The following is a 24,978-nucleotide window of genomic DNA, read 5'->3' on the forward strand; positions in this document are numbered from 1 at the left end:
TATGAATCAGATCGCCATCAATACTTCACAAAATGTAAATGTAAATTTTACATTGGCAGGTGTTGGAGAAAGGATCTTTGCTTTTTTTATCGATTCTTTCATCAAAGTGATATATGTTTTCATCATATTTTGGATCCTGCGCAATGTTTTTGACTTTTCAGACTTCACCAGAGGTATGGACGGCTGGTCTGTTGGTGCAATCATCCTGATCATCACACTACCCGTCCATATTTACACTTTGGTTTTGGAAAGCCTGATGGAAGGACAGACCTTCGGAAAAAGATTAATGAAAATAAAAGTCGTAAAAATCGATGGTTATCAGGCAGGTTTTGGAGATTATTTGATGCGTTGGATCTTCCGTTTGGTTGATATTATCGGTAGCATGGGAATCATAGCATTTATCACTTCATTAATATCAAAAAACCATCAGCGTTTGGGCGATATCGCAACAGGGACAGCCGTTATTTCTCTTAAAAACAATGTCAATATTTCACACACGATCCTGGAACATTTGAAAGAAGATCATGTCCCGACTTTCCCCCAAGTTGTTCTACTGAGTGACAATGATGTAAGGATTATCAAGGAAAATTTCCAAAAAGCATTGAAGTCCGATGATCGTGAGATCATTAATAGATTGACGAAAAGAATCGTTGAAATTTTAAAGCTCGACCCCGAATCTATACAACTGACTCAAAGACAATTCATTAGCATTGTTATCAAGGATTATAATTTTTACACGGGCAAAGATCAATAAAGCGGAATCAATTTCTGCAGTCATTTTAATATATTTGACAAAATTTTTAACCATTATAAAATGAGAATCTTTCTATTAATAACTTCACTATTGATAAGCAATCCCGTTTTTTCCCAATCCGAAACTTCCAAAACTGAAATTGTTTCTGATTCCAAGGCGGAATTTCCCGGCGGACAAACAGCTTTCCGAAACGAGTTCATGAAGATGGTACACGCCTATGTAGATATCACCGCCTATGGAGTGAATGGAAAATTTTCTTTTGTACTTACCATCGACGAGAAAGGAAAAATGAGTGAGCTGAAGATCTATCCTAAAGTCAGAAACGATGAGGAATTCAAGCAGGATATGAATTTTGCCATGAAGCGTATCAAGAAAAAATGGAAACCTGCAATAAAAAACGGAGTTCCGGTAAGTTCAAATATTATTTTCGAGATCAATTTTACTTCTGACCATTCTGATGAAGAATATTAAAGCCATGAAAAACATTTATTTTATTCTATTATTATTTTCAAATTTATTTTTTTCTCAAATTTTAGATGAATATCCAAAAGGCCAAACTTTCTACAAAGACGGAATCATAAATTTCTATAAAGAGGCCCACGAATTTTTGATAAAAAGCAACGCAAAAGAATGTGATCCAAAGGAGATATATGTTCCGAGAATTCTCGTATCAGCCGAAGGAAAAGTGAAAGTGGTACAAGATAGCGACACGCTGAATATTTCCAAAAACAAATGCGCATATGACCTGTCAATGTCTGTTTTGAAAAGTCTGAAGAATTGGTCACCCGCAGAGGTAAAAGGAAGGAAATTCGGGGCAATTACAGATTTCGTTTTCTATCCAAAAGATCTGATGAGTAATTACAAAGAGAATTATAAAGCCTCTGATCACATCTCCAATGCTGAGTATTTTGAAGGAAAGAAAAAATTCGACAAAGATTTTCACAATAATTTCATGGCATTATTCCAAGATTATCACATCAACGGGAACGTTAATATAGAGTTTTACATCAGCGGAAGCGGGGAAATTATCAATGCGAGAATTTATCCGGAAATAGACAACAAGGATTTTAACAAAGATTTTTTCAGAGCATTGAAAAGAATCAATAAAAAATGGAATCCCGCATTGTATTCTGGCTTGCCTATCAAACAAAGATTTGCGTTTCCCATAAGATTTTCTACCAATTTCAATTCAACAAATCCTAATAGCAATTATTAAAATTCTCAAGATATTTCAATCTGCCATTCTGTCACAATATTTTGTATCTTTGCAGACTTAAACAGTTCAAAGTTTTGGGTTCAAGGTTCTTCAACATTGGATTTCCAAATATTGAACTTTAAATCTTAATCTAGTGCAGGAAAAATATATAGACGAGACCAAACAAGGAGAAGCTTTTGCCATTGCTGAAAAATCCGGAAATTCCAAAAAATTATTTCTGGAAAGCTACGGTTGCCAAATGAATTTCTCCGATTCCGAGATTGTTGTATCCATCCTTAATGAGCAAGGTTACAATACAACTCTGAAAGCGGAAGAAGCTGATTTGATTTTATTGAATACTTGCTCCATCCGTGAAAAAGCAGAGCAAACGGTGAGGATGCGTCTGGCTCAATTCAAAAATCTTAAAAAAGAACGCCCCAATATGACCGTTGGTGTGCTTGGTTGTATGGCGGAAAGGCTGAAAACCAAATTTTTAGACGAAGAGCAACTCGTAGATCTGGTAGTTGGTCCAGATGCTTACAGAGACCTCCCGAATCTTCTCAAAGAAACTGACGACGGCAGGGACGCCATCAACGTAATCCTCTCGAAAGAGGAAACTTATGCAGACATCAACCCTGTTCGTTTAGGGGGAAATGGTGTTACTGCGTTCGTTACAATTACAAGAGGTTGTGATAATATGTGTACGTTCTGTGTTGTTCCCTTCACCCGTGGAAGAGAAAGAAGCCGTGACCCGCATTCTATCATAGAAGAATGTCTTGATCTTTGGAATAACGGTTACAAAGAGATCACATTACTTGGTCAAAACGTTGACTCTTATCTTTGGTACGGTGGCGGTCCAAAAAAAGATTTTGCAAAAGCATCCGAAATGCAAAAACTGACTGCCGTAAATTTTGCCCAACTTATGGAAATGGTCGCGAATGCGGTCCCGAATATGAGAATCCGATTTTCAACATCCAATCCTCAGGACATGAGCCTGGATGTTTTCCGAGTGATGGCAAAGTATGATAATATTTGCAAATACGTCCACTTGCCGGTTCAAAGCGGAAGTGACAGAATTCTTGGTTTGATGAACCGCCAGCACACCCGCCAGGAATATCTGGATCTAATCAAAAAAGCTAAAGAGATCGTTCCCGACATTTCTTTTTCACAGGATATGATTGTCGGATTCTGCACAGAAACAGAGGAAGACCATCAAGATACATTGTCATTGATGAGAGAAGTGGAATACGATTACGGTTATATGTTCGCTTATTCTGAAAGACCTGGAACACCTGCTCACAAAAAGATGGAAGATGACATTCCTGCTGATGTCAAGCAAAGACGTTTGGCGGAAGTGATCGCTTTACAAGGTGAATTGTCCAAAAAAAGAATGGCCTCTTATGTTGGTAGAGTTCACGAAATATTGATTGAAGGAGTCTCTAAAAAGAATAAGAACCAATGGAAAGGCAGAAACTCTCAAAATGCGGTTTGTGTTTTCGATATGCTGGAAGGACAGAAAATTGGTGACATTGTATCCGTTTTCGTCCACGGGAACACGCAGGGAACGCTTTTGGGGGAAACGGTTCTGTAAATTCGTAAAGCACAAATGGAAAGACTGTTTCTAATTTTCTTCTTTTTTTTATCCTTGGGTATTTCTGCGCAATTGGGTAGCGAAAAATGGAGTGAGGATATAAAATATCTGCAAAACAATCTTACCAATAAGCACTACAATCTTTTTGCTCTTCGCCCTGAGGCGGATTTTACGAAAGAACTTAATAATATAATTGCCAGATCGAGTAATCTTACTGATTTTCAAACGGCTTTGAAACTGCAACAAGCACTTGCAAAACAAGGCGATACGCACACTAATTTGTCATTAAGGAAATTCATCAACAACAATGAAATCCTGCCATTAGGCTCATATTTTTTTGGAAATGATTTTTACATTACATTTACCAACGCCGAAAACAAAGAATTATTGGGAGGAAAGATATTGGCTATTAATGATTTTGACATTAAAACTGTAACAGACAGTTTATCGACCTTATTCCCAAATGAAAATTCCGGGATTTTCAGAAATCGTATTCCGGAGATTTTGCCTTATAATCAAACGCTCAAAAATTTTGGTTTTTCCAAAACTGATGCAGTAAAGATAAAATATGAAAAGGACGGAAAAATATCTGAGAAAACCGTTTTCCCATCTGCAATAACAAAGCAAAACCGAGTAAGAATCACACCAAAAACCTTGACTTTTGTTCAGGAAAATAAGAGGAAATATTTCGAGAAGAAATATTTTGACGAGGATAAAATCCTTTATGTTCTTTACAATGTTTGCACAACCAACGAAAAGCGTAATCCATCTTCTGAGAATCCGTTGAGTTTTGGAGAATTTGAAGATTCAGTTTTCAAGATCATCAAGGACAATAAGGTTGACAAACTGATTTTTGATATGCGGCAAAATGGAGGTGGTAGTTCAAAACAAGGCAGAGAATTTGTTAAAAAGCTGTCCCAGAATCGTGACATCAACAGAAAAGGTCATCTTTTTGTTGTTCTAGGCCGTGATACGTTTTCTTCTGCAATACTGAACGCGACAGATTTCCAAGAGGAAACCAAAGCTATTTTCGTAGGAGAAGAAACATCGGGAAAGCCTAATCATTATGGAGAAATTCAAAGTTTTGAATTGCCAAATTCCAAGTTGAAATTGACCTATTCCACATATTATTTCATCAGAACAAAAAAGAAAAACATCAATACCATAAAACCTGATCACGTTGTAGAAGTATCTTTTGATGATTACATTAATGGTATAGACCCTGTTTTTGAGTTTATAAAAAACTATAAATAATTTTGAAGAACATTCTAAACATATTATGTTTTTTACCGATTTTGATCCTTTCACAAAATTCAAAATGGGATTATATTGGTAATATCGTTTTTGATGACAAAACTGATAAAAAAGATTTTAGCCTTTGCAACGGACAACATATTTCTCAATATTTTAATGACTCGAAAGGATTCCAATACAAAGGAGAAAAATTGGCTATCGAAGAATTTCAGAAAAAATATAAGATTGAAGATGTAAAAAAAGAAAATGACCGGGTAAGGATCCGTTTTGTTGTCAATTGCAATGGAGACGACAGATTTAGGATCTTTAAAACAAATTACAGCTACAAGCTGACAGTAATTGATAAAAATACTACTTCACACCTTTTAAACATTACCAGATCTCTTAAAGACTGGATACCAAAAGTTATTATTGGTAAAAAAATCGATTATTATCATTCTTTAGAAAATTTTGAAAAACAAAGCAAAGTTTACGATCTTGCAGAAAATATTTATTTTAGAGGTAAAGTTTCGAAGATCAGAAACAAAGATTATTTGGATTTGAAAACCAAAGCATTGGGAAATTATGATGAGGAAAAAATAATGCTTTAAGGTTAGACTCATCATTTCAACAAAGTTTACAGAAAGCAGATTGCTGAACTGTAAATTCAATTTAAAAAAAATTCAAAATCAAAAAATCTTCCGATTTCTAAGTGCAGATCTCGGACAAAAAATTAAAAAAATGGCAGACTTACAATCTATAAAAAACCGCTTTGGAGTCATCGGAAATTTTCCGGCACTTAATCGCGCTTTGGAAAAAGCAATTCAGGTTGCTCCGACAGATATTTCCGTTCTTGTAATTGGAGAAAGTGGCGTCGGGAAAGAATTCATCCCGAAAATAATCCATTCAGAATCAAGAAGAAAACATCAACCTTACATCGTTGTAAACTGTGGTGCAATCCCGGAAGGAACCATCGATTCAGAATTATTTGGACACGAGAAAGGTGCTTTTACAGGTGCAACTTCTACCAGAAAAGGTTATTTTGAAGTGGCTGACGGCGGAACAATTTTCCTTGATGAGGTCGGAGAATTACCGCTTCAGACCCAGGTTCGTCTTTTGAGAGTTTTGGAAAGTGGCGAATTTATGAAGGTAGGTTCTTCCCAAGTCCAGAAAACCAACGTAAGAATCGTAGCTGCAACGAATGTGAATATGATGAAAGCCATTCAGGACGGACGTTTTCGTGAAGATTTGTATTATCGTCTGAACACGGTTCAAATCGACATGCCACCTTTGCGGGAAAGAAAAGGTGACATCCATTTGTTATTCAGAAAGTTTGCGATTGATTTTGCTGAAAAATACAGAATGCCCGAGTTGAAATTGACAGACGATGCCGTTGCTTACCTTGAAAACTATGCATTTCCGGGAAATGTTCGTCAGTTGAGAAATCTAGTCGAGCAAATGACTGTCGTTGAGCAAAATCGAGAAATCAATTCTGTGAAATTAGCAGAATACATCCCGATGAATGCTAATTTACCAGCAGTTGTTTCTAAAACAAATGGAACCGGAACTTCCGGAGACTTCGGCTCGGAGAGAGAAATTATGTACAAGGTCCTCTTTGATATGCGAAATGATATTAATGATTTAAAATCCTTAACTTCGGAACTTATAAAAAGTAGAGGAAGTGCGGACCTTAGCTCTCAGGAAAAAAATCTGATCAATAGGATCTACACTCCGGAATCTGCTCAGAACGCAAACCCAAATTCTTTGCTTTACTTCGAAAACAACAACAGTAATCAAAACCAGATCCATAACCCAATGATTATTTCTGAGGACGAAGACCATCATTACAACGATGTAGAAGACATTGAAATTGAGGAAGCTAGACCAGAATCCCTCTCACTTCAAAACAATGAAAAGGATTTGATAATCAAAGCCTTGGAAAAGCACAAAGGAAGAAGGAACAAAGCAGCGGATGAATTGGGAATCTCGCAAAGAACACTTTACAGAAAAATAAAACAATATAATCTAGAAGAATAAAATGTCAGCAAACCTACAACCAAGAAGCGTAAATTTCAAATTTGGTGAATATATTTCTCAAGCGATTGACTTAATGAAGAAAGATTTAGGAACGATAATACTTTCATTCCTATGTTTTATGATTATGTCCATTATTCCTTTTTGCGGAATTTTAGCTGCAGGTAATTTCTATAGGATCTGTTACAAAATTGATAAAGGAATCCCAACCGGAGCTGGAGAAATTTTTAATTTTGATGATTTTGTGCCGTATTTTATTTTTCAATTGTACATTTTTGCAGGCATTTTTCTAATTTTCATTCCGTTTGGCTTTTTGGCAATTTTTGCGGACAATGACAATATTGTTTCTGGTTTTGTTGGAGGTCTTGGAGTGATTTATTTTATATCTGTATATTTTGTATTGATTTATTTATTACTTCAATCTTTTTACATTCCTGCGCTAATTACATTCAAGCAAATAAAAGATTTGAAATCTGCTTGGAATATCTCTAAAATAATGACAAAAGGAAATCTTTTATCTATACTTTTCTTTTCCATCGTAGTTGCATTTTTGGGAGAACTGGGAATTATACTTTGTGGAATTGGGTTGTTTATAACTTTACCTTTTATAAATGTAGCTCATTATTTTGCCTTCAAAGATGGTCTTGCACAAATAGAACACGATGAACTAAGAGAAATCGGTCAAAAATTTTAATTATGAAAAAGTTTTTTGGGCTTTTAATTTTAACATTATTATCAGTAACCTCCTGTTATTCATTCACGGGTTCATCTTTGAGAGAAGATATGAAAACGGTGAAGATCAACACTTTTCCGAATAATGCCGCAAACAACCTTCCTAGTTTGAGTCAGGATTTTACAGTCGCTTTACAGAATCGTTTTCTCCAAAGAACAACATTGAAAGGTGCAGTGGAAAATCCAGACCTTTTGATAGAAGGAGAGATCAGCGATTATAATATCACTCCTACAAGTATCGGGTCTGCAACGACAACGACATCCGGAAACACAATACAAGCACAGCAAAACAAGCTGACAATCTCTGTGAAGGTCCATTATGAAAATAGCAAAGACCCGACATTGAGCTTTGACCGAACTTACAGTGACGAAGCCGTTTTCAATAGCGACCTAGACCTGAACACGATAGAAACTGCACAAGTGAGAATTGTGAACGACAGGATCATCAACAAAATTTTCAATGATATTGTAGCCAATTGGTAAGAAGAATGAATACTAGAGTTTTAGAATTAGTAAAAAATCCGAAAATCATAACCGAATCCGATCTGGACATTTTGAGATCCGAATCAGAAAAGATGCCTTATGCGCAAAGTATAAGGGCACTCTATCTTTACGGGATCAATCTTTACAAACCGGAAAATTATAAGGAAAATCTTTCTAAAACCGCAGCCTACACGACAGATAAAAAGATACTTTATCACTTCATTAATTCTGAAAGAATTTCTAAAAAAGAAATCACGCCAACATCAATTACACCTGAAGAAAAAACTGAAAATCAATCAACTAACGATAAAATAACAGAAGACGCAAAACCTGCAGAATCTGAAATCGTAACGGAAATTGAAAATACAGAAACCCATTCTGTCCTGAATAAATTTGATGTTGAAAAAATTATCGAAACTGAAAATGCAGAGAACTCAGAATTCATAGTTGTAGGTGGAGAAAAGAACCGACTGCTCTACGAAGGTGAAGAAAATTTCCTCGAAGAGAAAAACCCGGAAGTTGACCTGGAAGCTTCTCAAGAGTCTGGACAACTCGTTCTAAAAGAAGAAATTGAAAGCATTGATACTCAAATCATAATTGATGAAAATCCTGCAGAAGAATCTATTTCTGTTCAAGAAAACATTGATGTCATTTCTATCCCGGAAGAACCGAAAATAGAAGCGATCTCAACAGAACAGGAATCTGAACCCGAAATAACATCGGGAGATATAAGCTTTAATGGAGTTCAGGAGTTTCTTCCGAATGTGAAATTCTCAATTCCGAAAAATCATCTGGATTATCTGAATCCTTCGAGAAAAGAGAAATCAGAGGAAAAACCAATCCAAGAAAAATCTGTCATTAAATCAGAATATAAAGAGCCTTTTGTAGAAAATATTCCTGAAGATGATATTGATGACAGCCAGATCAGTTTTGAGGACACGCAGTCTTTTGAAATTTCTGAACCTCAAAAAGTTCAGGAAACAGTCGAAGATCCAATTCAGGAACAAAAAGCTGAAGAGAGTCCAATCAATTTTGAAAATACGCAAACCTTCGAAATCACCGAAAAAGAAACTCCTGAAGCTGAAATCAAACCAAAAATCACTGAAACTAAAACTGAAGTTCAAGAACCTGTTTCTGAATGGAAACCAATGTCATTCTCTGTAAATATTCCGGATGCATTGATTGGTAAAAATGAGACAGAAGAAAGAGAAATTCCGAAGATCATTACGGAAGTTGACGTTGCCTCAACGCCTGAAAAAATTGATGAAGCTGAAATTCAAACAGAAATCATTGCAGGAGAAGCTCAAGAAGAAGAAAAGGGAATTGAAATTCCTGAAGAAGAAAGACCTATTTTAAATGTTTCTTTCTTTGGAAATGATGTTTCTAAAATCGAAGAGAAGAAAGCAATCATTCCAATTCCGGAAAAAGCTGAAACCAAGCAAACTCCTGAAAGCAATGTGGGAGCTTTTATCAATACCTGGCAAAGTTGGCTGAAAATTGAAAGACCGGAAACCAAAGAAGAGCCATCCAAAACCAAAGAAAAGATCATTGACAACTTCATAGAGACCAACCCGAAAATATCCCAGTTAAAAGAAGAAAGCAACTATGTTGTGAAGGAGAAAAAGGACGACATCTCTCACCTCATGACAGAAACCCTGGCCAAATTATATACGGAACAAAAATTATACTCCAAAGCAATAAAGGCTTACGAGATACTTTCAGAAAAACATCCTGAGAAAAAAGATCACTTCGAAGAAAAGATCGAAGAAATAAAAGACATCAGAAAATCGCAATAAAAAAACGGGACAAATATTTGTCCCGTTTTTTTATTTTAGCTCAATTGGATTATTTCTGCTTTTTATTTCTGCCTCCATCCGCTTTTGTCTTTCCTGCATTTCTTTTGGATCAATTGGTGGCCGGTTTCCACCGCCTCTTCCACTATTCCTTAAAGCATTGACGAAACTTACAGGGTCTTTTTGTATCTTTTTCTCCATCTCTATATACTTCGATTTGGAAAGAGTGATGAATTGTCCTCGATTCAAAGGTTGATATATCTCTGCTATTTTTTTCGTTTGCATCAAATCGAAAGAGTAATCGCCTTTTGCATCCTGAATTTTTACTATCAATCCCGGCAAACCAGAGAATTTGTAAGGCCCATCCTGAAAAGGAATTTCTTGTGTAAACCAGGCATACCAAGTTCTTCCTCCGAATTTCGTCTCTGCTTTTTGGGTTTGATAATCTCCAATCTTCACAGTTTCCGGCAAGATTTTCCATTCAAAAACAGGAGTTTCCGGATAAGAATAATTATCTCTGCCAATTCTTGATCTATAGGTCAAACTTTGATTGGTAAGGTCTTTTTCAATGGTAAACTGAAGATTGCTTCTCAAATTTTGCATTTGTTCTCTGTCAAAATTCCTGGTTGCTCTCATTCTGTCCATGAGAGAATCTCTCTTCAAGGAATTCTCGGCATAGAAAAGTGATCTTTTCCCATCGGTATCCAAATAGGCCAATTCCGTTTTTTTCTCCGTATTTGTAGAATCCGGTGTCTGTGTAACCTGGTAAATAAAACGAGTACTTTGTTGGGCTATTACCAATGGCATCGCCAACAGGCAAAATAATTTTATTAGTTTCATATTCTATTGTCTATTGCTTAATTCAATTGGATTTGTATTTCCAAAATTCATAACGTTCCCATGACTTGGTGTGGCATTTTGAGTCGGATTACCCATTTGCATATCTTGTCCTCCCATATCTCCATTTGGCATTCCCCCATTCATTCCTTGTCCGGGCTGGCCACCAAATCCTCCATTGCGTTGATGCATTCCTCTTCCTCCTCCGGGATTGAAATTATCGAGATTGATCTCAGGGTCTTTATTTTTCACCATTTCCATTTTAACAGATGCCTTGTCACCTTGGAAGTTAATTCTTGTTGATTTTCTTGCATCAGGTCTTATATCCTCCGAAAAAGAATTTGGGATTGATATTTTTTTCAGGAAATTGAATTTATAATCTCCTTTCTCATCTTCAAGCTTTACGATCAACCCTGGTAATCCGGAAAATTTGTAAGGTCCGTCATATACTTTGATGTCTGGGGCAAACCAGGCGGTCCAGGTTCTTCCACCAAAACTCGTAGTGGCTTTCTGGACTTTATAGCCATTAAGGTCAGAAATTTGATCAGAAATATTCCAATTCATTTTTCGGTCCTCCTGATAATAAACTTGCTTTGAACCAACATTTTCAACTAGACTTACCGTTTTATCTTCATTATTTTTCTTGATGAAATATTCAAAAAAAGTAGGTTGGATCGATTTTCCATTCGCCAGTTTTGGAAATTCCGGTTTGTCTTTTTTTGACTTTTTTATATCCGGGTTTGTTTGGCTTTTCAAAACTGCAACTAGAGAATCCCTCAACAATTTACTTTCACTAATGAACAATGATTGGCCATTTTTCACATCCAGAAAAGTTCTTTCCATCTTCATATCTACGAGATTGATAGTATCCGGATTCACCTCGGTCTGATAAATATATCTTTCGGTCTGGCTCATCATTTTCCCAAAAATGGAAAACAGCATCATCAAAATAAAAATCTTCTTCATAATTAAAACTGATTGTTTGATTAACAAATTCGGGCAAAGTTAATTATAAGAACTATCAGAATTAATATTTGTTCATTTTTTGATAACAATTTAACATTAACAAACTGTAATTCATTATCAAACGAAATGATAAAGTCTATTTAAAATCGTTAAAATAGATGTCATCGATTTGAGATTGCGGAAATTAGTTCGTACTTTTGTAGACTAAAATCAGTCTAAATAAAAACAATGATACAAGTAAGCGATCAGGCAAAATCCAAAGCGGCTCAGTTGATGGCTGAAGAAGGCTTCAATCCTGAGACCGACTATATAAGAGTGGGCGTAAAAAGTGGCGGTTGTTCCGGACTAGAATACGTCTTGAAATTTGATAATGTGAAAAATGAGACCGACCAGATCTTTGAACATAACGGTGTACGAGTGATAATCGAAAAAAAATCCATCCTTTATCTTGCTGGTACAACTCTGGAATATTCAGGAGGTTTGAACGGAAAAGGTTTTATTTTTAATAATCCAAATGCTGCAAGAACTTGCGGTTGTGGAGAGAGTTTTAGTCTATAGACACGAGATGTTGGATATGAGATACAAGACTTTTACAGTCTGGAATCTGATGTCTGAAATCTGAAATCTTAAAAAATGAGCAAATATACAGAAGACGATCTACGCGTCGATTTAGAAAATAAAAAGTACGAATTCGGATTCGAAACGGATATCGAGTATGAAGATTTCCCGACTGGTCTGAATGAAGATATCATCCGGGCAATTTCTACCAAGAAAGAAGAGCCGGAATGGATGACCGATTGGCGTCTGGAATCTTTCCGAATCTGGCTGAAAATGACAGAACCGGACTGGGCGAACATCAAATACCAAAAACCTGATTTTCAAGCAATCAGATATTACGCAGCTCCAAAGGCAAAACCTGAATTGGCAAGTCTTGATGAAGTGGACCCGGAATTGTTGAAGACTTTTGCAAAATTGGGAATCAATATCGAGGAACAGAAAAGATTAGCGAACGTTGCGGTTGATATTGTGGTAGATTCAGTATCGGTAAAAACTACGTTTCAGGAAACTTTGAGAGAAAAAGGTATTATCTTTTGCTCTATTTCCGAAGCGATCAAGGAACATCCGGAATTGGTTAAACAATATCTTGGGAAAGTAGTTCCAAGAGGCGATAATTTTTACGCCGCCCTGAACTCTGCAGTTTTTTCTGACGGAAGTTTCTGCTATATTCCAAAAGGTGTAAGATGCCCTATGGAATTGTCAACTTATTTCCGTATCAATCAGTCCGGAACGGGTCAGTTCGAGAGAACTTTGGTGATTGCTGATGAAGGAAGTTATGTCTCTTATCTTGAAGGTTGTACAGCACCGTCAAGAGATGAAAATCAGCTACACGCTGCGGTTGTGGAACTAATCGCTTTGGATGACGCTGAAATTAAATATTCTACTGTTCAGAACTGGTATCCCGGAGATGAAGAAGGAAAAGGTGGAGTTTTCAATTTTGTAACAAAAAGAGGACTTTGCGAGAGAAACGCAAAAATCTCCTGGACTCAGGTTGAAACAGGTTCTGCCGTAACTTGGAAATACCCGAGCTGTATTTTGAAAGGTGATAATTCGGTAGGTGAATTTTATTCAATCGCAGTTACGAATATGCATCAATATGCAGATACGGGAACAAAGATGATTCACATCGGAAAGAATACCCGATCAACCATTATTTCAAAAGGTATCTCTGCCGGAAAATCCAATAATTCTTATCGTGGTTTGGTAAAAGTAATGCCAACTGCAAAAGGAGCGAGAAACTTTTCTCAGTGTGATTCTTTGTTAATGGGTAATGAGTGTGGTGCTCATACTTTCCCTTACATCGAAATCAAAGACCCGACTGCACAATTGGAACACGAAGCAACGACTTCGAAAATCGGGGAAGATCAGATTTTCTACTGTAACCAAAGAGGGATCGATACAGAAAGAGCAATTGCCCTGATTGTAAATGGATTCAGTAAAGAAGTTTTGAATAAACTTCCAATGGAATTCGCCATTGAAGCTCAGAAATTACTGGAGATTTCTTTGGAAGGTTCTGTTGGTTAGATTTTTATCGCAAGGTTAGACAAAGATTTTTTTGATTGTTTGAAAACATTTTAAAGAAATACAAAGCCACTAAAGCTTAAGAAAGCAATACAAGTTTTAAATTGAATTTCTACAATTAACTTGTTTATCTTTGCGAAAAATAACACAAATGTCAGAGAATGAAATTTCAAAGATTGTCTTTGAAAATGGATTAAAGATTCATAGAAAATTGGGCATAGGCTTATATGAAAGTATTTACGAAAAATGTCTTTTCTATGAATTAAAAAAAGCAGAAGTAAAAGTCGAAAGACAAAAACCTCTGAACATCCAATATGAAGAATTGTTACTGGAAAATGCTTTTAGAATGGATTTATTAATTGAAAACAAGGTTGTTTTAGAAATTAAATCTGTTGAAAGTTTAAATAATTTTCACGCATCACAATTAAAAAATTATTTAAGACTAGGAAATTATAAGTTAGGAATGCTTATCAATTTTAATTCTCAACTATTTAAAAATGGTGTAATGAGAATCGCAAATGGTCTTGATTATTAATACAAAATAAGAAACAATAGTATTTCATTTGATAAGCGTTAGCGCCTTTGTTTCACTTAAAAAAGCAAAGGAGGATAAAAAAAATCTTTGTCTAGCCTTGCGATAAATTTAAACGTATGTTAGAGATAAAAAACTTACACGCCAAAATTGAAGATGGCGCAGAAATTTTAAAAGGAATCAATCTTGAAATAAAACCAGGCGAAGTTCATGCTATTATGGGACCGAACGGCGCAGGAAAATCGACTCTTTCTTCTGTAATTGCAGGAAAAGAAGATTACGAAGTAACGGAAGGCGAAATTCTTTTCGAAGGAGAAGAAATCGGCGAAGATGCGCCTGAGGAAAGAGCACACAAAGGCATTTTCCTTTCTTTCCAATATCCTGTGGAAATCCCTGGGGTTACGGTTACCAATTTCATCAAAGCTGCTCTTAACGAAACCAGAAAGGCCAACGGACTGGAAGAAATGGGTGCTAAGGAAATGTTGGGATTAATTCGTGAAAACTCTGAGAAATTAGGAATCAGAAAAGATTTCCTTTCCCGTTCATTGAACGAAGGTTTCTCTGGAGGAGAGAAAAAAAGAAACGAAATCTTCCAAATGATGATGCTGAACCCAAAATTGGCAATCCTTGACGAAACAGATTCAGGATTAGATATCGATGCTTTGAGAATCGTTGCTGATGGGGTTAACAAATTTAGAAGCGAAGGCAACGCTGTTCTGTTGATCACGCATTATCAAAGACTTTTAAATTATATTCAGCCGGATTTCGTGCACGTTCTGGCAGATGGAAAAATCATAAAAACAGGAGATAAATCCTTAGCACTTGAATTGGAAGAAAAAGGTTACGATTGGCTTTTGAACTAATTCAAATTTAATTTTAATCTTCTAAACGATGCAAAATCAAACCATTACAATGGCTTTATTTGAACAAACAATAAATCAACATTCAGATTTTTTGGAATCGCTTCGTCATTCTTTTTTGAACGAAGAGAGAAAAACCGCACTTCAGAAATTTGAAGAGAAAGGTTTTCCTACCAAAAAAGATGAAGAATATAAATACACGAATCTGAAGGAAATCACGGAAAAAGATTACAATTTTTTTCCTTCAGAAGCGCATCATATCACCAAAGAGCAATTGGACGAATTGCATCTGGGCGAGGAACATTTTGACTGGATTGTTTTTATCAACGGGAAACTTCACAAAGAATATTCTAACATTTCCATTGAAAATGCAGAATTCCTGACGCTGAATGAAGCTCTAAATGATTCAGCAAAAAAGGAAACTTTCAATCAATATTTCAATACGATTGCGAGCAAAGACCTGGCTTTCACCAACCTGAATCTGGCTTATTTCAACGAAGGATTTTTCCTGAAAGTTCCCAAGAATATCGTTATCGAAAAACCGATTCACGTCTTTTACATCTCTGACAGTCAGGAAGAAAACACTTTTTACAACACAAGGAATCTTCTGATTGTAGAAGCTGGAGCAAAAGTAGAAGTAATTGAAAGTCATCACAATTTTGATGAATCTTTTGTTTTCACCAACTCTGTGACAGAGATTTTCACTTACCAAAATGCAAAAGCTGATTGGCACAAATTGCAGAACGACAGTAATACATCTTACCTTGTGGACCACACATTTGCGAAGCAGGAAAGAGACAGCTTAACAACTGTGAACACCTTCTCTTTCGGAGGAAAATTGGTTCGTAACAATCTGGATTTTATTCACAACGGCGAGAATATCAACTCGTTTATGAACGGCATCACGATTATCGGTAAAGACCAACTGGTAGACCACCACACGGCCGTTCATCACAACACGCCAAACTGCGAATCTTACCAGAATTACAAAGGGATTTTCAAAGACAAATCGCACGGTGTTTTCAACGGAAAAGTATTTGTGAACAAGATTGCTCAGAAAACCAACGCTTATCAGCAGAACAACAATATTTTGCTGGACGAAGGCGCAACTATTGACACAAAACCTCAGCTGGAGATTTTCGCAGACGATGTGAAATGTTCGCACGGTTGTACCGTCGGACAGCTGAACGAAGACGCAATGTTCTATCTTAGAGCGAGAGGGATTTCCAAGAAAGAAGCCAGAGCATTGTTGCTTTACGCTTTCGCCAACGATGCAATGCAAAATATCGATATCGAACCACTGAAAGTAAAAGTTTCCAAACTTCTGGCAGAAAAACTGGAAGTTCAAATGGAATTCTAAATCAAATCGCATCTCTCGGGTGCGATTTTTTTATGGGCGGACATTCGCGCTATCCACTCATACTCCTCACTCGGCGGCTCCACTGCGTTCCGCCGCCTCGTTGCGGGGTAACCGTTACTATCACGGCCGCAGATTCAACTTCTTTTGAAATATTTGTCACTAAATTGTAAATTTGAACCCATATAGAACAAATTTATTTAGCACAAATGAACTACGAAAAAATACAATTCAACCTCAACGCTTACAAAGAAACCGGCGAAATCCTGGATGCAGCAAGATTCCTAATCCATGAATTCGAATTGGATGATGAGAACTTTTTAGGATTTGGTTTTCGGGAGGAATTAGAAAAGAACTCGATATTATTGACTGCTAATGGAGAAATCGGAGATATGCAGGAAGTTCTGATTCCAAAAAATCTTTTTGATTTTGATTTGACATTAGTTCTTAATATGCTTGCCCACGAAATGTTACACGTCCGCCAGAAATCACCCAAAATGATGATTACGGACAAAAACGAACGCGAATGGCAGGCTTACTACGAAATGTTATTTCACACCAATTTTCCGCAGATTCCGGAACTTTCGGATTATTACAAGAATTTCTTTGGCGAAAAGGCTTTGATATATTATGGAAGAATGGCTGAAGGAAGTGAATTACAACAGAAATATGCTGAACAAAAAGCTGATGTTGAAAAGCTTTTGAAGGAATTAAAAAATCCTGACAACACTTCAACAATCCTTCGAGACAACGTGTGACATCTCTAATACAATAATATAGCCGTGTCAGGCTGAGCCTGTCGAAGCCTTAAAATATTTAACAATGACAAAACCTGAAATATCCTGGAGTGATTTTGAGAAAATCGACATCAGAGTCGGAACCATCATTTCTGTGAATGATTTTGAAAAAGCCAGAAATCCTTCTTATCAACTGGAAATCGATTTTGGAGATCTAGGCATTAGAAAATCTTCTGCTCAAATCACAACTTTATATTCGAAAGAAGAATTGATAGGAAAACAGATTCTCGCTGTTGTGAATTTCCCGAAGAAACAAATCGCCAATTTCTTTAGTGAATGCCTTGTTCTTGGTGTCTATGGCGAAAATAAAAGTGAAGTAACTTTGTTAAGTCCGAGTTTGCCTGTGAAGAACGGATTGGAAGTCGGGTGAAATTCACTTAAAAATCAAAAATTTATTTGATATAAGGTTTAACCTCATCAAGAATATCAAAAATCAATTCCATTGGTAAATCTTCTTCCATATCCAGAAGTAAGATTTTAAATTTTTTCCTGCCTTCAGATAAGAGCTTGGGATAATCCAATCTATCGCCGTGATAAAAGCTGAGATAATGTTTCTGATGTTGTTTACTATAATAGAAATAGCAGAGCATCTTCTTTTTATATTTCAAAAAAGGAAGTCCAAAGCTGAAAGTTTCGGTAATCAGTTCATCAGAATTTAGAATCTTTTCCCGGATAAACAGAAGTGCACTCCTCGCAGGCTCATCGATCCGGTAAAAATATTCCTGAATTGGATTCATTAATCAAAATTCTGAAGCTCAACCAACTTTCTGTAAGTGCCGTCTTTTTCCATCAATTCCTGATGAGAACCTTGCTCTACAATATCGCCTTTCTCCATCACGACAATATGGTCAGCTTTCTGGATCGTGGATAATCTGTGTGCAATCACCAAAGATGTCCTGTTCATCATCATCTTTTCCAAAGCGTCCTGAACATATCTTTCGGATTCAGTATCCAAAGCAGAAGTCGCTTCGTCAAGAATCATAATTGGTGGATTTTTCAAAACTGCCCTTGCAATGGAAACACGCTGTTTCTGTCCACCGGAAAGTTTGTTTCCGTCGTCTCCGATATTGGTATGATAGCCTTCCGGAAGCTGTGAAATAAAATCGTGAGCATTGGCAATTTTAGCCGATTCTATAATTTGTTCTTCGGTTGCATCGGGATTTCCCATCAGGATATTATTGTAAACCGAGTCATTGAACAAAACAGATTCCTGAGTTACCATTCCCAACAATTTGCGATAATCCGTCAGTTTCAGATTTTTGATATTATGTCCGTCAATCAGGATTTCGCCTTCGGAAACGTCGTAGAATCTGGCCAATAGATTAGCAATTGTTGTTTTTCCACTTCCGGATTGTCCAACTAACGCCACAGTCTTCCCTTTTGGCAGATCGATGGAGAAATTTTTCAGAATCAGATTAGATTTCTCGTAATAGAACCCAATATTTTTGAATTCAATTTTATCCTTTAATTCAGAAATTGGTGTCGGATTAGGGATTTCATCAACTTTCAGATTGTAATCCAAAACTTCGGAAACCCTTTCCAGACTCGCCATTCCACCCTGGATATTAGAAACTGCATTTGACAACCGTTTTGCCGGATCTAAAATCTGGAAGAAAACTGCAATAAATGCTAAAAAAGTCGCAGGATCACGGTTGGTTCCGTTGATGATCTCTGTTCCGGCGTACCAAGTGATCAACAACATCGTCACAGAACCCAGAAACTCACTCATTGGAGAAGCCAATTCCCGCCTTCTGCTCATCGATATGGCATGATGTTGCCACTGACTTGTGGTTTTATTAAAACGATTTTTCAGAATTTTATCCGCATTGAAAATCTTGATCACTTTTGAAGATTTCAAGGTTTCATCAACCAAAGAGAAAAGATTCCCTAATTCTTCCTGTGCATTTTTAGCCTGTTTTTTCAAACTTTTTCCAACCCAGGAAATGATCCATCCCATAATCGGGAAAACGACCAATGAAAACAAGGTCAATTTTGGAGAAAGCAGAAACAACGCAGTCAATGATGAAATAATCATAAACGGCGAGTTCACAATATCCACCAGAGAACCCATAATTCCGCTTTCTACACCACCGATATCGTTGGATATCCTGGACATCATATCACCTTTTCTTTGTTCCGTGAAAAAAGAAACCGGCAATTTCAGAAACTTGTCGTACATCGCCGTTCTCAAATCTCTTGTGATACCAACTCGATAATTAACCAGCAAATAAGAGCCAATATAACGGAAGATATTCCTCAATAGAAAAGCAAAAGCCGTCATGCAGCAGAGAATCGCAAGAACTTTGATCCCGCCATGTTCATTAATATTGACTTGAATTGTATAATATGCCCAATCTTTCACATAGGAAAAATAATCCGCCAGTCTACCATTCCAAACCGGCGCTTTTGTAGTGTCGATCTCATCAGAAGTTCCGAACATTATGCTGAGAATCGGAAGCAATGTCCCTATGGAAAAGATTTGCAACAGCGAGTAAAGAATGTTAAAAAACATACTTCCCCAAAGGTATTTCTGATGCGGTTTTGCAAAACCTAAAATTCGTTGGTATGGTTTCATTAAGAAAAATTGAAAGGCAAAAATACGGAAAATAAATAGCTTGCAATAGATGAAAGAAAATAGATAAAAGATAAAAGACTCACAATCATTATATTTTATCTATAAAACACTTCTTTCTACTACTTGTCAAGACGTTAGAAATCGTATTTTACCTTATCGTTATACTTCGGCTGGAAGTTCTTGGTATCGAATTTTTCAATCGTTTTAGCGAAATTATTGATAATGTTGGTCAGATTGTCTGCATCTACAATATTGATATCATCATTCACAGCGTGGTAATGAAAAGCTTTGTTCATATCAACTGTCGAGATAGAATGTGCAATAATCTTTCTTTTTACAAAATTCACATTATCAGACCTATAGAATAATTGCTGGCCTTGATATGGGTCTGGATAAACCTTTAAACCATTGACTGCGTTTGCATTGATCAATTCATCAAAATCAGAAAGCTCATCGCCTGTCATAAAAACTGCATTTTTCCCGAACTGAGATTCCGTTGCCAGCATTTCGAAATTGAAGAGCGCTTTGATATTATTGAAAACAGGATTAAGATTTTGATTTTCAGATAATGCTTTTGAACCAATCAATCCGATCTCTTCCGCATTGAAAGCCATAAAAACCATTGAATAATCTGTCTTTTTATCTTTAAAATAATCAGCCAGGCCAATCACTGTAGAAACTCCGCTTGCATCGTCATCAGCTCCGTTGTAGATATTATCTCCTTCCTTGTCATTAGTTCCAATGTGGTCAAAATGTGCTGAAAAAGCCAAACTCTGTTCTGATTTTCCTTTTTTGATTCCACAAACATTGTAACCTTTTTGTCCTTTGTACTCGAAAGGAACCAGGTAAGAATCTCCGAAGCAGTAACCCAGGCTATTTTTTTTGAATTCCTGAGCGATGTATTCCGCAGCTTTATCATTTTCAGGCGTTCCGAATTTCCTGCCTTTCATTTCATCAGAAGCTAAAGTTGAGACGATACCGACAACTCTTTCTTTGGAAATATCCTGAGCAAAAGACAGAAACGATCGGGCAATTAAAACAATGGAGATTACTTTTTTCATAGTTCAGATTTATTAATTAAGTATTATAAGTCCCTTTTTTATCCAAATTGTTACCAATAATCAAACATAAAGGTAATATCGTTTATAAATAAAGAAAATCTCGAACAAAATGAAAAATAATAAAACGCCTGCATAATAGATATTCTTTTTTGAATTAATGAAAACCAGTGCAAAGCTTAGCGGAATATGTGTTATCATCCGTATTCCATATAATGGCATTAGCGAGTCCAGATAATCTTTTCCCTTATATAGTGTATCTACAAGGTCTAGGCAAAACATTATCCCAAGGAAAGCAAAAAGCCATTTTCTTCGGGAGAAAAAATAATTTTTGTAATCATTGCCATAATCTTTCACATCTGTCGGATAAAGCAATGTACAAAGGACAAAAAACAAAATGATGTAACCAATAATGAAGATATATTGTGTAAAGGTCCAGGACGTAATGGCTCTAAGACGGTATTCCCACCACCAGAAATGGATCATCAAAATAAAAACATACAGAACCAATAACAGATGTAACCAAAATGGTTTGTTCCTCCCGGGATGCTGTATGAATCTCACGCTTCCATTCAACAACGTTCCGATTCCCAGACTCAGGATAATGCTGATGATTGTTTTTAAATGATTGAATGTGTCCACGCTACCAATCTTTTACACAAATCTATCAAAATAAAAAACAGCTTCCAAAAAGGAAGCTGTTCTCACTCAAAAAAATCGTCGTAAGCCTATCGAAGTCTGTCCACAGATTTTACGAGCCTCTCATCTTTTCTGATGTAAACATTTGCCAAAAGCAAACATATCATCGAGATGAATGGGAAAATCGGCTCAATACCCTTCTCAGGAAACTGAATTCCTCCGGATAAATTTAGTAACCAGTAAATCAAAAGACCAACCAACAAAGCGTTTATAATAAGGCTGATGTTGTTCAGCAATATTTGTCTTTTCCTGTTTTTGAAACTAAAAATACTCAATACCCCGAATAATATTAAAATCACCGTCGAAGCATTGATCGTCAAATATTTTCCAAGGATATCAAAATCCTGTGCGGTAATGTTAAGGAAGACACTTCCCAAAACGGCTAAAAATATCCAGACAGTTTGTATTCTTTGTAACATATTTATTATAAATCCTTTATAAAAAAGGTTAAAATAGATTGCAAAAATAAAATAATTTTTGCGTAATTCAAAAATTAATGTAGATTTGCATTGTAATCACTCAATAAAAATGGTAACCTCCTGGTTTTCATTCTTACTTATACACAAATAAAAATTACCTTTTACGTATTTATATGTTTAATATTGAAACGCTACGGTCAAAATCCGATGAGGAATTGGCTCAACTTTCTAAAGATCTAGGCGTTAAATTGGCTAAGAAAAGCTCTCCTGAAGAAACCGTTTTCGCTATTCTGGACTATCAGGCTTCCAATCCGAAGATCATTAAAGATTATCTTAACGCTACTCAAGAAAATATGACAAAAAAAACAGAAGAGAATCCTTCAGGAAATGCCGCTCCTGCAAAGAAAAGAGGCAGGAAGCCCGCAGAGAAGCCGAAAGAAGAAAATATAATTCCAACGGAAACTGTTGCTGCCACCAGCACTGAAAAAGTTCCGGCGGAGATTGTAAAGGAAGAAGTAAAAGCTCCGAATCCGCCAAAGAAAAAAGCGCCAAGAGCGAGAATCACTCCAACTCAGACAGAGGAACCAGCTTCTACCATTCCAGCTTCCACCGAGGAAGTAACCCCAAAGACTGATGAAAAGCCTGAGCAAGAGGAAAGAAAGCCTCAACAAAAGCAACAGCCTAAGCAGCAAAACAATCAGCAGCAGCAAAAGACCAATAACAACAATAGAGGTCAGCAAAAAGCACAAAATCCCAATTCTCAACAACACAACAATCAAAAAGAACAATCCGAAACACAACAGCCAGAAGTTGCAGCCCCAAAAAAGGAATTCAACTTTGATGGAATTGTAACCATAGAAGGCGTTTTGGAAATCCTTCCGGACAACTACGGCTTCCTTCGTTCTTCAGATTTCAGTTATATTTCTTCTCCGGACGATGTTTATGTTTCTACCAATCAGATCAGAAATTATGGTCTGAAGACCGGAGACACTGTGAAAGGAATTGTAAGATTGCCAAAAGAAGGTGAAAAATATTTTTCTCTCCAGAAACCAACGGAAGTTAACGGAAGAGACCTGGCATTCATCAAAGACAGAGTAGCTTTTGAATTTTTGACACCGCTTTTCCCTCAGGAGAAATTCAATTTGGCAGGTAAAAACTCTACACTTTCTACAAGAATTGTAGATTTATTTGCGCCAATCGGAAAAGGGCAAAGAGCGATGATTGTTGCACAACCGAAAACAGGTAAAACAATTTTACTTAAAGATATCGCCAACGCTATTTCTGCCAATCATCCGGAAGCTTACATGATGGTCCTTCTAATCGATGAAAGACCTGAGGAAGTTACCGATATGCAGAGAAGCGTGAATGCAGAAGTCATTGCTTCTACATTTGATGAAGCGGCTGATAAACACGTAAAAGTGGCAAATCTGGTTTTATCCAAAGCACAAAGAATGGTAGAATGCGGCCACGATGTGGTGATCCTTCTGGATTCTATTACACGTTTGGCAAGAGCTTACAATACAGTAACGCCAGCATCCGGAAAGATCCTTTCCGGAGGTGTGGATGCCAATGCGCTCCACAGACCGAAACGCTTCTTCGGCGCCGCCAGAAAAATCGAAAATGGAGGTTCTTTGACCATTATTGCAACCGCTTTGATCGATACGGGCTCCAAAATGGACGAAGTTATCTTCGAAGAGTTCAAGGGAACTGGAAATATGGAGCTGCAGTTGGATAGAAAAATTGCCAACAAACGTATTTATCCTGCTGTAGATTTGGTTGCATCTAGCACGAGAAGAGACGACCTTCTTTTGGACGAGGCCACGCAACAACGCATGTGGATCATGCGAAAATATCTGGCAGATATGAATCCTCTGGAAGCTATGGAATTTGTCCAGAAACAGATCAAAGGGACAAGAAATAATGAGGAATTCCTGATGTCTATGAATAGATAATTCACACATTAGATAAAAAAGCTCGGCTCGCATTTGCGAGCCGTAACTTTATTATTACCAAGGCAATAAATTTATTTTTAAGCGACGAAAACATCTTCAACATCTGTTTTTCTGCTGAGAACTGCGTGTGCATATGAGCAATGCGCTTTGATAGACCACCCATTCTTCCTTGCAAATTCTACCGATTTTTCTACCAAAGTCCTTCCCAATCCTTTCCCTTCGAATTTTGGAAAAACCATTACATAGCTCACAATCAACTTTTTAAGTTCAGGAACAATCGTGTAGGTCAATCTCCCGATTTCTTCCTGATGATTTTTCATGGATATAAATCCACCATTCCCAGACTTTTTGTTTTCGAAAATAAGCTCCATAAAAATTTGTTTTGAAAGTTATTAGCTAAAATTATTCCAAAAATTTTGATTTAAGGGTAAATGGAGTGTTAAATTTTTGCCTCTATGTATTTGAATAATATCGAGATAACAAAAGCGACCAACACCAATAAGAAATTTCTTTTTGTCTCGCTCGTTTTGAACAACTCTTGAACTATTCTCCTGACTTTATCATATTCAAAAAATAATATGACAAAGACGAGAACCTGGTAATATATCGCTGAATTCAAAGCTTTTATATCGTAAATATAATCCTGAATAATGATATTCGAAAGAATGATGGTCAATAAAATACATCCGAAGATCCTCGTCCTATTAAGTAATAAACAAATTCCGCCCAAGATCTCCAGAATACCAATGATAATAGGATAAGCCAACGAATAGGAATAGAACGACCACATCAATTGATGACCTTCTGATAAATTGGAATCGGCCGATTTCTCAAAACCCTGAAACTGGACAGGCTTACCTAAACCATAAACAATCATTGAACCGGCTACCACAAAAATTATTGTCCAATAAAAGAGATAAGTGATGGTCTCTATGGAAATTTTCATCAGATCAAGATTAATAATTGTTCTATAGGTCTTCCAAGTTTCTGAAATGTTAGTTTTAAATTAAAAAATCATGGCATGGACATCTT

The 24,978-nt window shown here is 36.5% G+C and carries 27 protein-coding genes; 18 read left to right on the top strand and 9 right to left on the bottom strand.

Features of this window, described 5'->3' with window-relative positions; all coding sequences use genetic code 11:
* Position 1: 1 nt before the first annotated feature.
* The 10 genes from K319_RS0109845 (at position 2) to K319_RS21030 (ending at position 9,818) form a co-directional block, all read left to right on the top strand.
* Positions 2-754, top strand: coding sequence for an RDD family protein (locus K319_RS0109845; protein WP_027383515.1), 753 nt, complete (start codon positions 2-4; stop codon positions 752-754).
* A 60-nt stretch (positions 755-814) separates the two neighbouring features.
* Positions 815-1,225, top strand: coding sequence for an energy transducer TonB (locus K319_RS20130; protein WP_051230573.1), 411 nt, complete (start codon positions 815-817; stop codon positions 1,223-1,225).
* A 4-nt stretch (positions 1,226-1,229) separates the two neighbouring features.
* Positions 1,230-1,970, top strand: coding sequence for an energy transducer TonB (locus K319_RS0109855; protein ID WP_169712662.1), 741 nt, complete (start codon positions 1,230-1,232; stop codon positions 1,968-1,970).
* 133 nt (positions 1,971-2,103) lie between these two features.
* On the top strand, positions 2,104-3,540 hold the full coding sequence (miaB, locus tag K319_RS0109860; RefSeq protein WP_027383517.1) for a tRNA (N6-isopentenyl adenosine(37)-C2)-methylthiotransferase MiaB: 1,437 nt from the start codon (positions 2,104-2,106) through the stop codon (positions 3,538-3,540).
* 15 nt (positions 3,541-3,555) lie between these two features.
* Positions 3,556-4,794, top strand: coding sequence for a S41 family peptidase (locus K319_RS0109865; protein WP_027383518.1), 1,239 nt, complete (start codon positions 3,556-3,558; stop codon positions 4,792-4,794).
* A gap of 2 nt (positions 4,795-4,796) precedes the next feature.
* A complete protein-coding gene (locus K319_RS21025) occupies positions 4,797-5,384 on the top strand; it encodes a hypothetical protein (protein ID WP_156907086.1) in 588 nt (195 codons plus the stop codon).
* Between the two features lie 130 nt (positions 5,385-5,514).
* A complete protein-coding gene (locus tag K319_RS0109875; protein ID WP_027383519.1) occupies positions 5,515-6,810 on the top strand; it encodes a sigma-54 interaction domain-containing protein in 1,296 nt (431 codons plus the stop codon).
* Between the two features lies 1 nt (position 6,811).
* The gene (locus tag K319_RS0109880; protein WP_027383520.1) at positions 6,812-7,501 is read left to right on the top strand and encodes a hypothetical protein; all 690 of its coding nucleotides are present in this window, start codon (positions 6,812-6,814) and stop codon (positions 7,499-7,501) included.
* A gap of 2 nt (positions 7,502-7,503) precedes the next feature.
* Positions 7,504-8,022, top strand: coding sequence for an LPS assembly lipoprotein LptE (gene lptE / locus K319_RS0109885; protein WP_034671626.1), 519 nt, complete (start codon positions 7,504-7,506; stop codon positions 8,020-8,022).
* A gap of 5 nt (positions 8,023-8,027) precedes the next feature.
* On the top strand, positions 8,028-9,818 hold the full coding sequence (locus K319_RS21030; protein ID WP_027383522.1) for a hypothetical protein: 1,791 nt from the start codon (positions 8,028-8,030) through the stop codon (positions 9,816-9,818).
* A gap of 30 nt (positions 9,819-9,848) precedes the next feature.
* On the opposite strand, the gene K319_RS0109895 is transcribed toward K319_RS21030, so the two are convergent.
* On the bottom strand, positions 9,849-10,655 hold the full coding sequence (locus K319_RS0109895) for a GLPGLI family protein (protein ID WP_027383523.1): 807 nt from the start codon (positions 10,653-10,655) through the stop codon (positions 9,849-9,851).
* Between the two features lie 3 nt (positions 10,656-10,658).
* Positions 10,659-11,618 carry a GLPGLI family protein gene (locus K319_RS0109900; protein WP_027383524.1) on the bottom strand — a complete coding sequence of 320 codons (960 nt, stop codon included), beginning with the start codon at positions 11,616-11,618 and terminating at the stop codon, positions 10,659-10,661.
* Positions 11,619-11,846: 228 nt separating this feature from the next.
* Between K319_RS0109900 and K319_RS0109905 the strand changes: the two genes are divergently transcribed.
* The 7 genes from K319_RS0109905 (at position 11,847) to K319_RS0109935 (ending at position 17,613) form a co-directional block, all read left to right on the top strand.
* A complete protein-coding gene (locus tag K319_RS0109905; RefSeq protein WP_027383525.1) occupies positions 11,847-12,176 on the top strand; it encodes a HesB/IscA family protein in 330 nt (109 codons plus the stop codon).
* Positions 12,177-12,251: 75 nt separating this feature from the next.
* Positions 12,252-13,700 carry a Fe-S cluster assembly protein SufB gene (sufB, locus tag K319_RS0109910; RefSeq protein ID WP_027383526.1) on the top strand — a complete coding sequence of 483 codons (1,449 nt, stop codon included), beginning with the start codon at positions 12,252-12,254 and terminating at the stop codon, positions 13,698-13,700.
* 148 nt (positions 13,701-13,848) lie between these two features.
* Complete coding sequence (locus tag K319_RS0109915; protein ID WP_027383527.1) at positions 13,849-14,232, top strand: GxxExxY protein; 384 nt, start codon at positions 13,849-13,851, stop codon at positions 14,230-14,232.
* 116 nt (positions 14,233-14,348) lie between these two features.
* Complete coding sequence (gene sufC / locus K319_RS0109920) at positions 14,349-15,092, top strand: Fe-S cluster assembly ATPase SufC (protein ID WP_027383528.1); 744 nt, start codon at positions 14,349-14,351, stop codon at positions 15,090-15,092.
* A gap of 49 nt (positions 15,093-15,141) precedes the next feature.
* Entirely contained in the window at positions 15,142-16,449 is a 1,308-nt protein-coding gene (gene sufD / locus K319_RS0109925) for a Fe-S cluster assembly protein SufD (protein ID WP_027383529.1), read from the top strand.
* A 206-nt stretch (positions 16,450-16,655) separates the two neighbouring features.
* Complete coding sequence (locus K319_RS20145) at positions 16,656-17,204, top strand: hypothetical protein (protein ID WP_051230578.1); 549 nt, start codon at positions 16,656-16,658, stop codon at positions 17,202-17,204.
* Between the two features lie 64 nt (positions 17,205-17,268).
* Positions 17,269-17,613, top strand: coding sequence for a tRNA-binding protein (locus K319_RS0109935; protein ID WP_027383530.1), 345 nt, complete (start codon positions 17,269-17,271; stop codon positions 17,611-17,613).
* 22 nt (positions 17,614-17,635) lie between these two features.
* On the opposite strand, the gene K319_RS0109940 is transcribed toward K319_RS0109935, so the two are convergent.
* The 5 genes from K319_RS0109940 to K319_RS0109960 form a co-directional block, all read right to left on the bottom strand.
* Positions 17,636-17,980: a DUF1801 domain-containing protein gene (locus K319_RS0109940; protein WP_027383531.1), complete on the bottom strand. Its 345-nt coding sequence runs from the start codon at positions 17,978-17,980 to the stop codon at positions 17,636-17,638.
* Complete coding sequence (locus tag K319_RS0109945) at positions 17,980-19,818, bottom strand: ABC transporter ATP-binding protein (RefSeq protein ID WP_027383532.1); 1,839 nt, start codon at positions 19,816-19,818, stop codon at positions 17,980-17,982. The genes K319_RS0109940 and K319_RS0109945 overlap by 1 nt, the downstream gene beginning before the upstream one ends.
* A gap of 134 nt (positions 19,819-19,952) precedes the next feature.
* Positions 19,953-20,879, bottom strand: coding sequence for a M28 family peptidase (locus K319_RS0109950; RefSeq protein WP_027383533.1), 927 nt, complete (start codon positions 20,877-20,879; stop codon positions 19,953-19,955).
* Between the two features lie 60 nt (positions 20,880-20,939).
* A complete protein-coding gene (locus K319_RS0109955; protein WP_051230579.1) occupies positions 20,940-21,518 on the bottom strand; it encodes a hypothetical protein in 579 nt (192 codons plus the stop codon).
* Positions 21,519-21,604: 86 nt separating this feature from the next.
* The gene (locus K319_RS0109960; RefSeq protein WP_027383535.1) at positions 21,605-21,994 is read right to left on the bottom strand and encodes a DUF4293 family protein; all 390 of its coding nucleotides are present in this window, start codon (positions 21,992-21,994) and stop codon (positions 21,605-21,607) included.
* A gap of 173 nt (positions 21,995-22,167) precedes the next feature.
* Between K319_RS0109960 and rho the strand changes: the two genes are divergently transcribed.
* Complete coding sequence (gene rho / locus K319_RS0109965) at positions 22,168-23,946, top strand: transcription termination factor Rho (protein WP_027383536.1); 1,779 nt, start codon at positions 22,168-22,170, stop codon at positions 23,944-23,946.
* A gap of 77 nt (positions 23,947-24,023) precedes the next feature.
* Here rho and K319_RS0109970 read toward each other — a convergent pair whose 3' ends face one another.
* Both K319_RS0109970 and K319_RS0109975 read right to left on the bottom strand, forming a co-directional pair.
* Positions 24,024-24,317 carry a GNAT family N-acetyltransferase gene (locus tag K319_RS0109970; RefSeq protein WP_034671627.1) on the bottom strand — a complete coding sequence of 98 codons (294 nt, stop codon included), beginning with the start codon at positions 24,315-24,317 and terminating at the stop codon, positions 24,024-24,026.
* 68 nt (positions 24,318-24,385) lie between these two features.
* On the bottom strand, positions 24,386-24,892 hold the full coding sequence (locus K319_RS0109975; protein ID WP_051230581.1) for a hypothetical protein: 507 nt from the start codon (positions 24,890-24,892) through the stop codon (positions 24,386-24,388).
* Positions 24,893-24,978 lie beyond the last annotated feature (86 nt).

Source organism: Epilithonimonas caeni DSM 17710, from assembly GCF_000426465.1.
Lineage (GTDB): Bacteria > Bacteroidota > Bacteroidia > Flavobacteriales > Weeksellaceae > Epilithonimonas > Epilithonimonas caeni.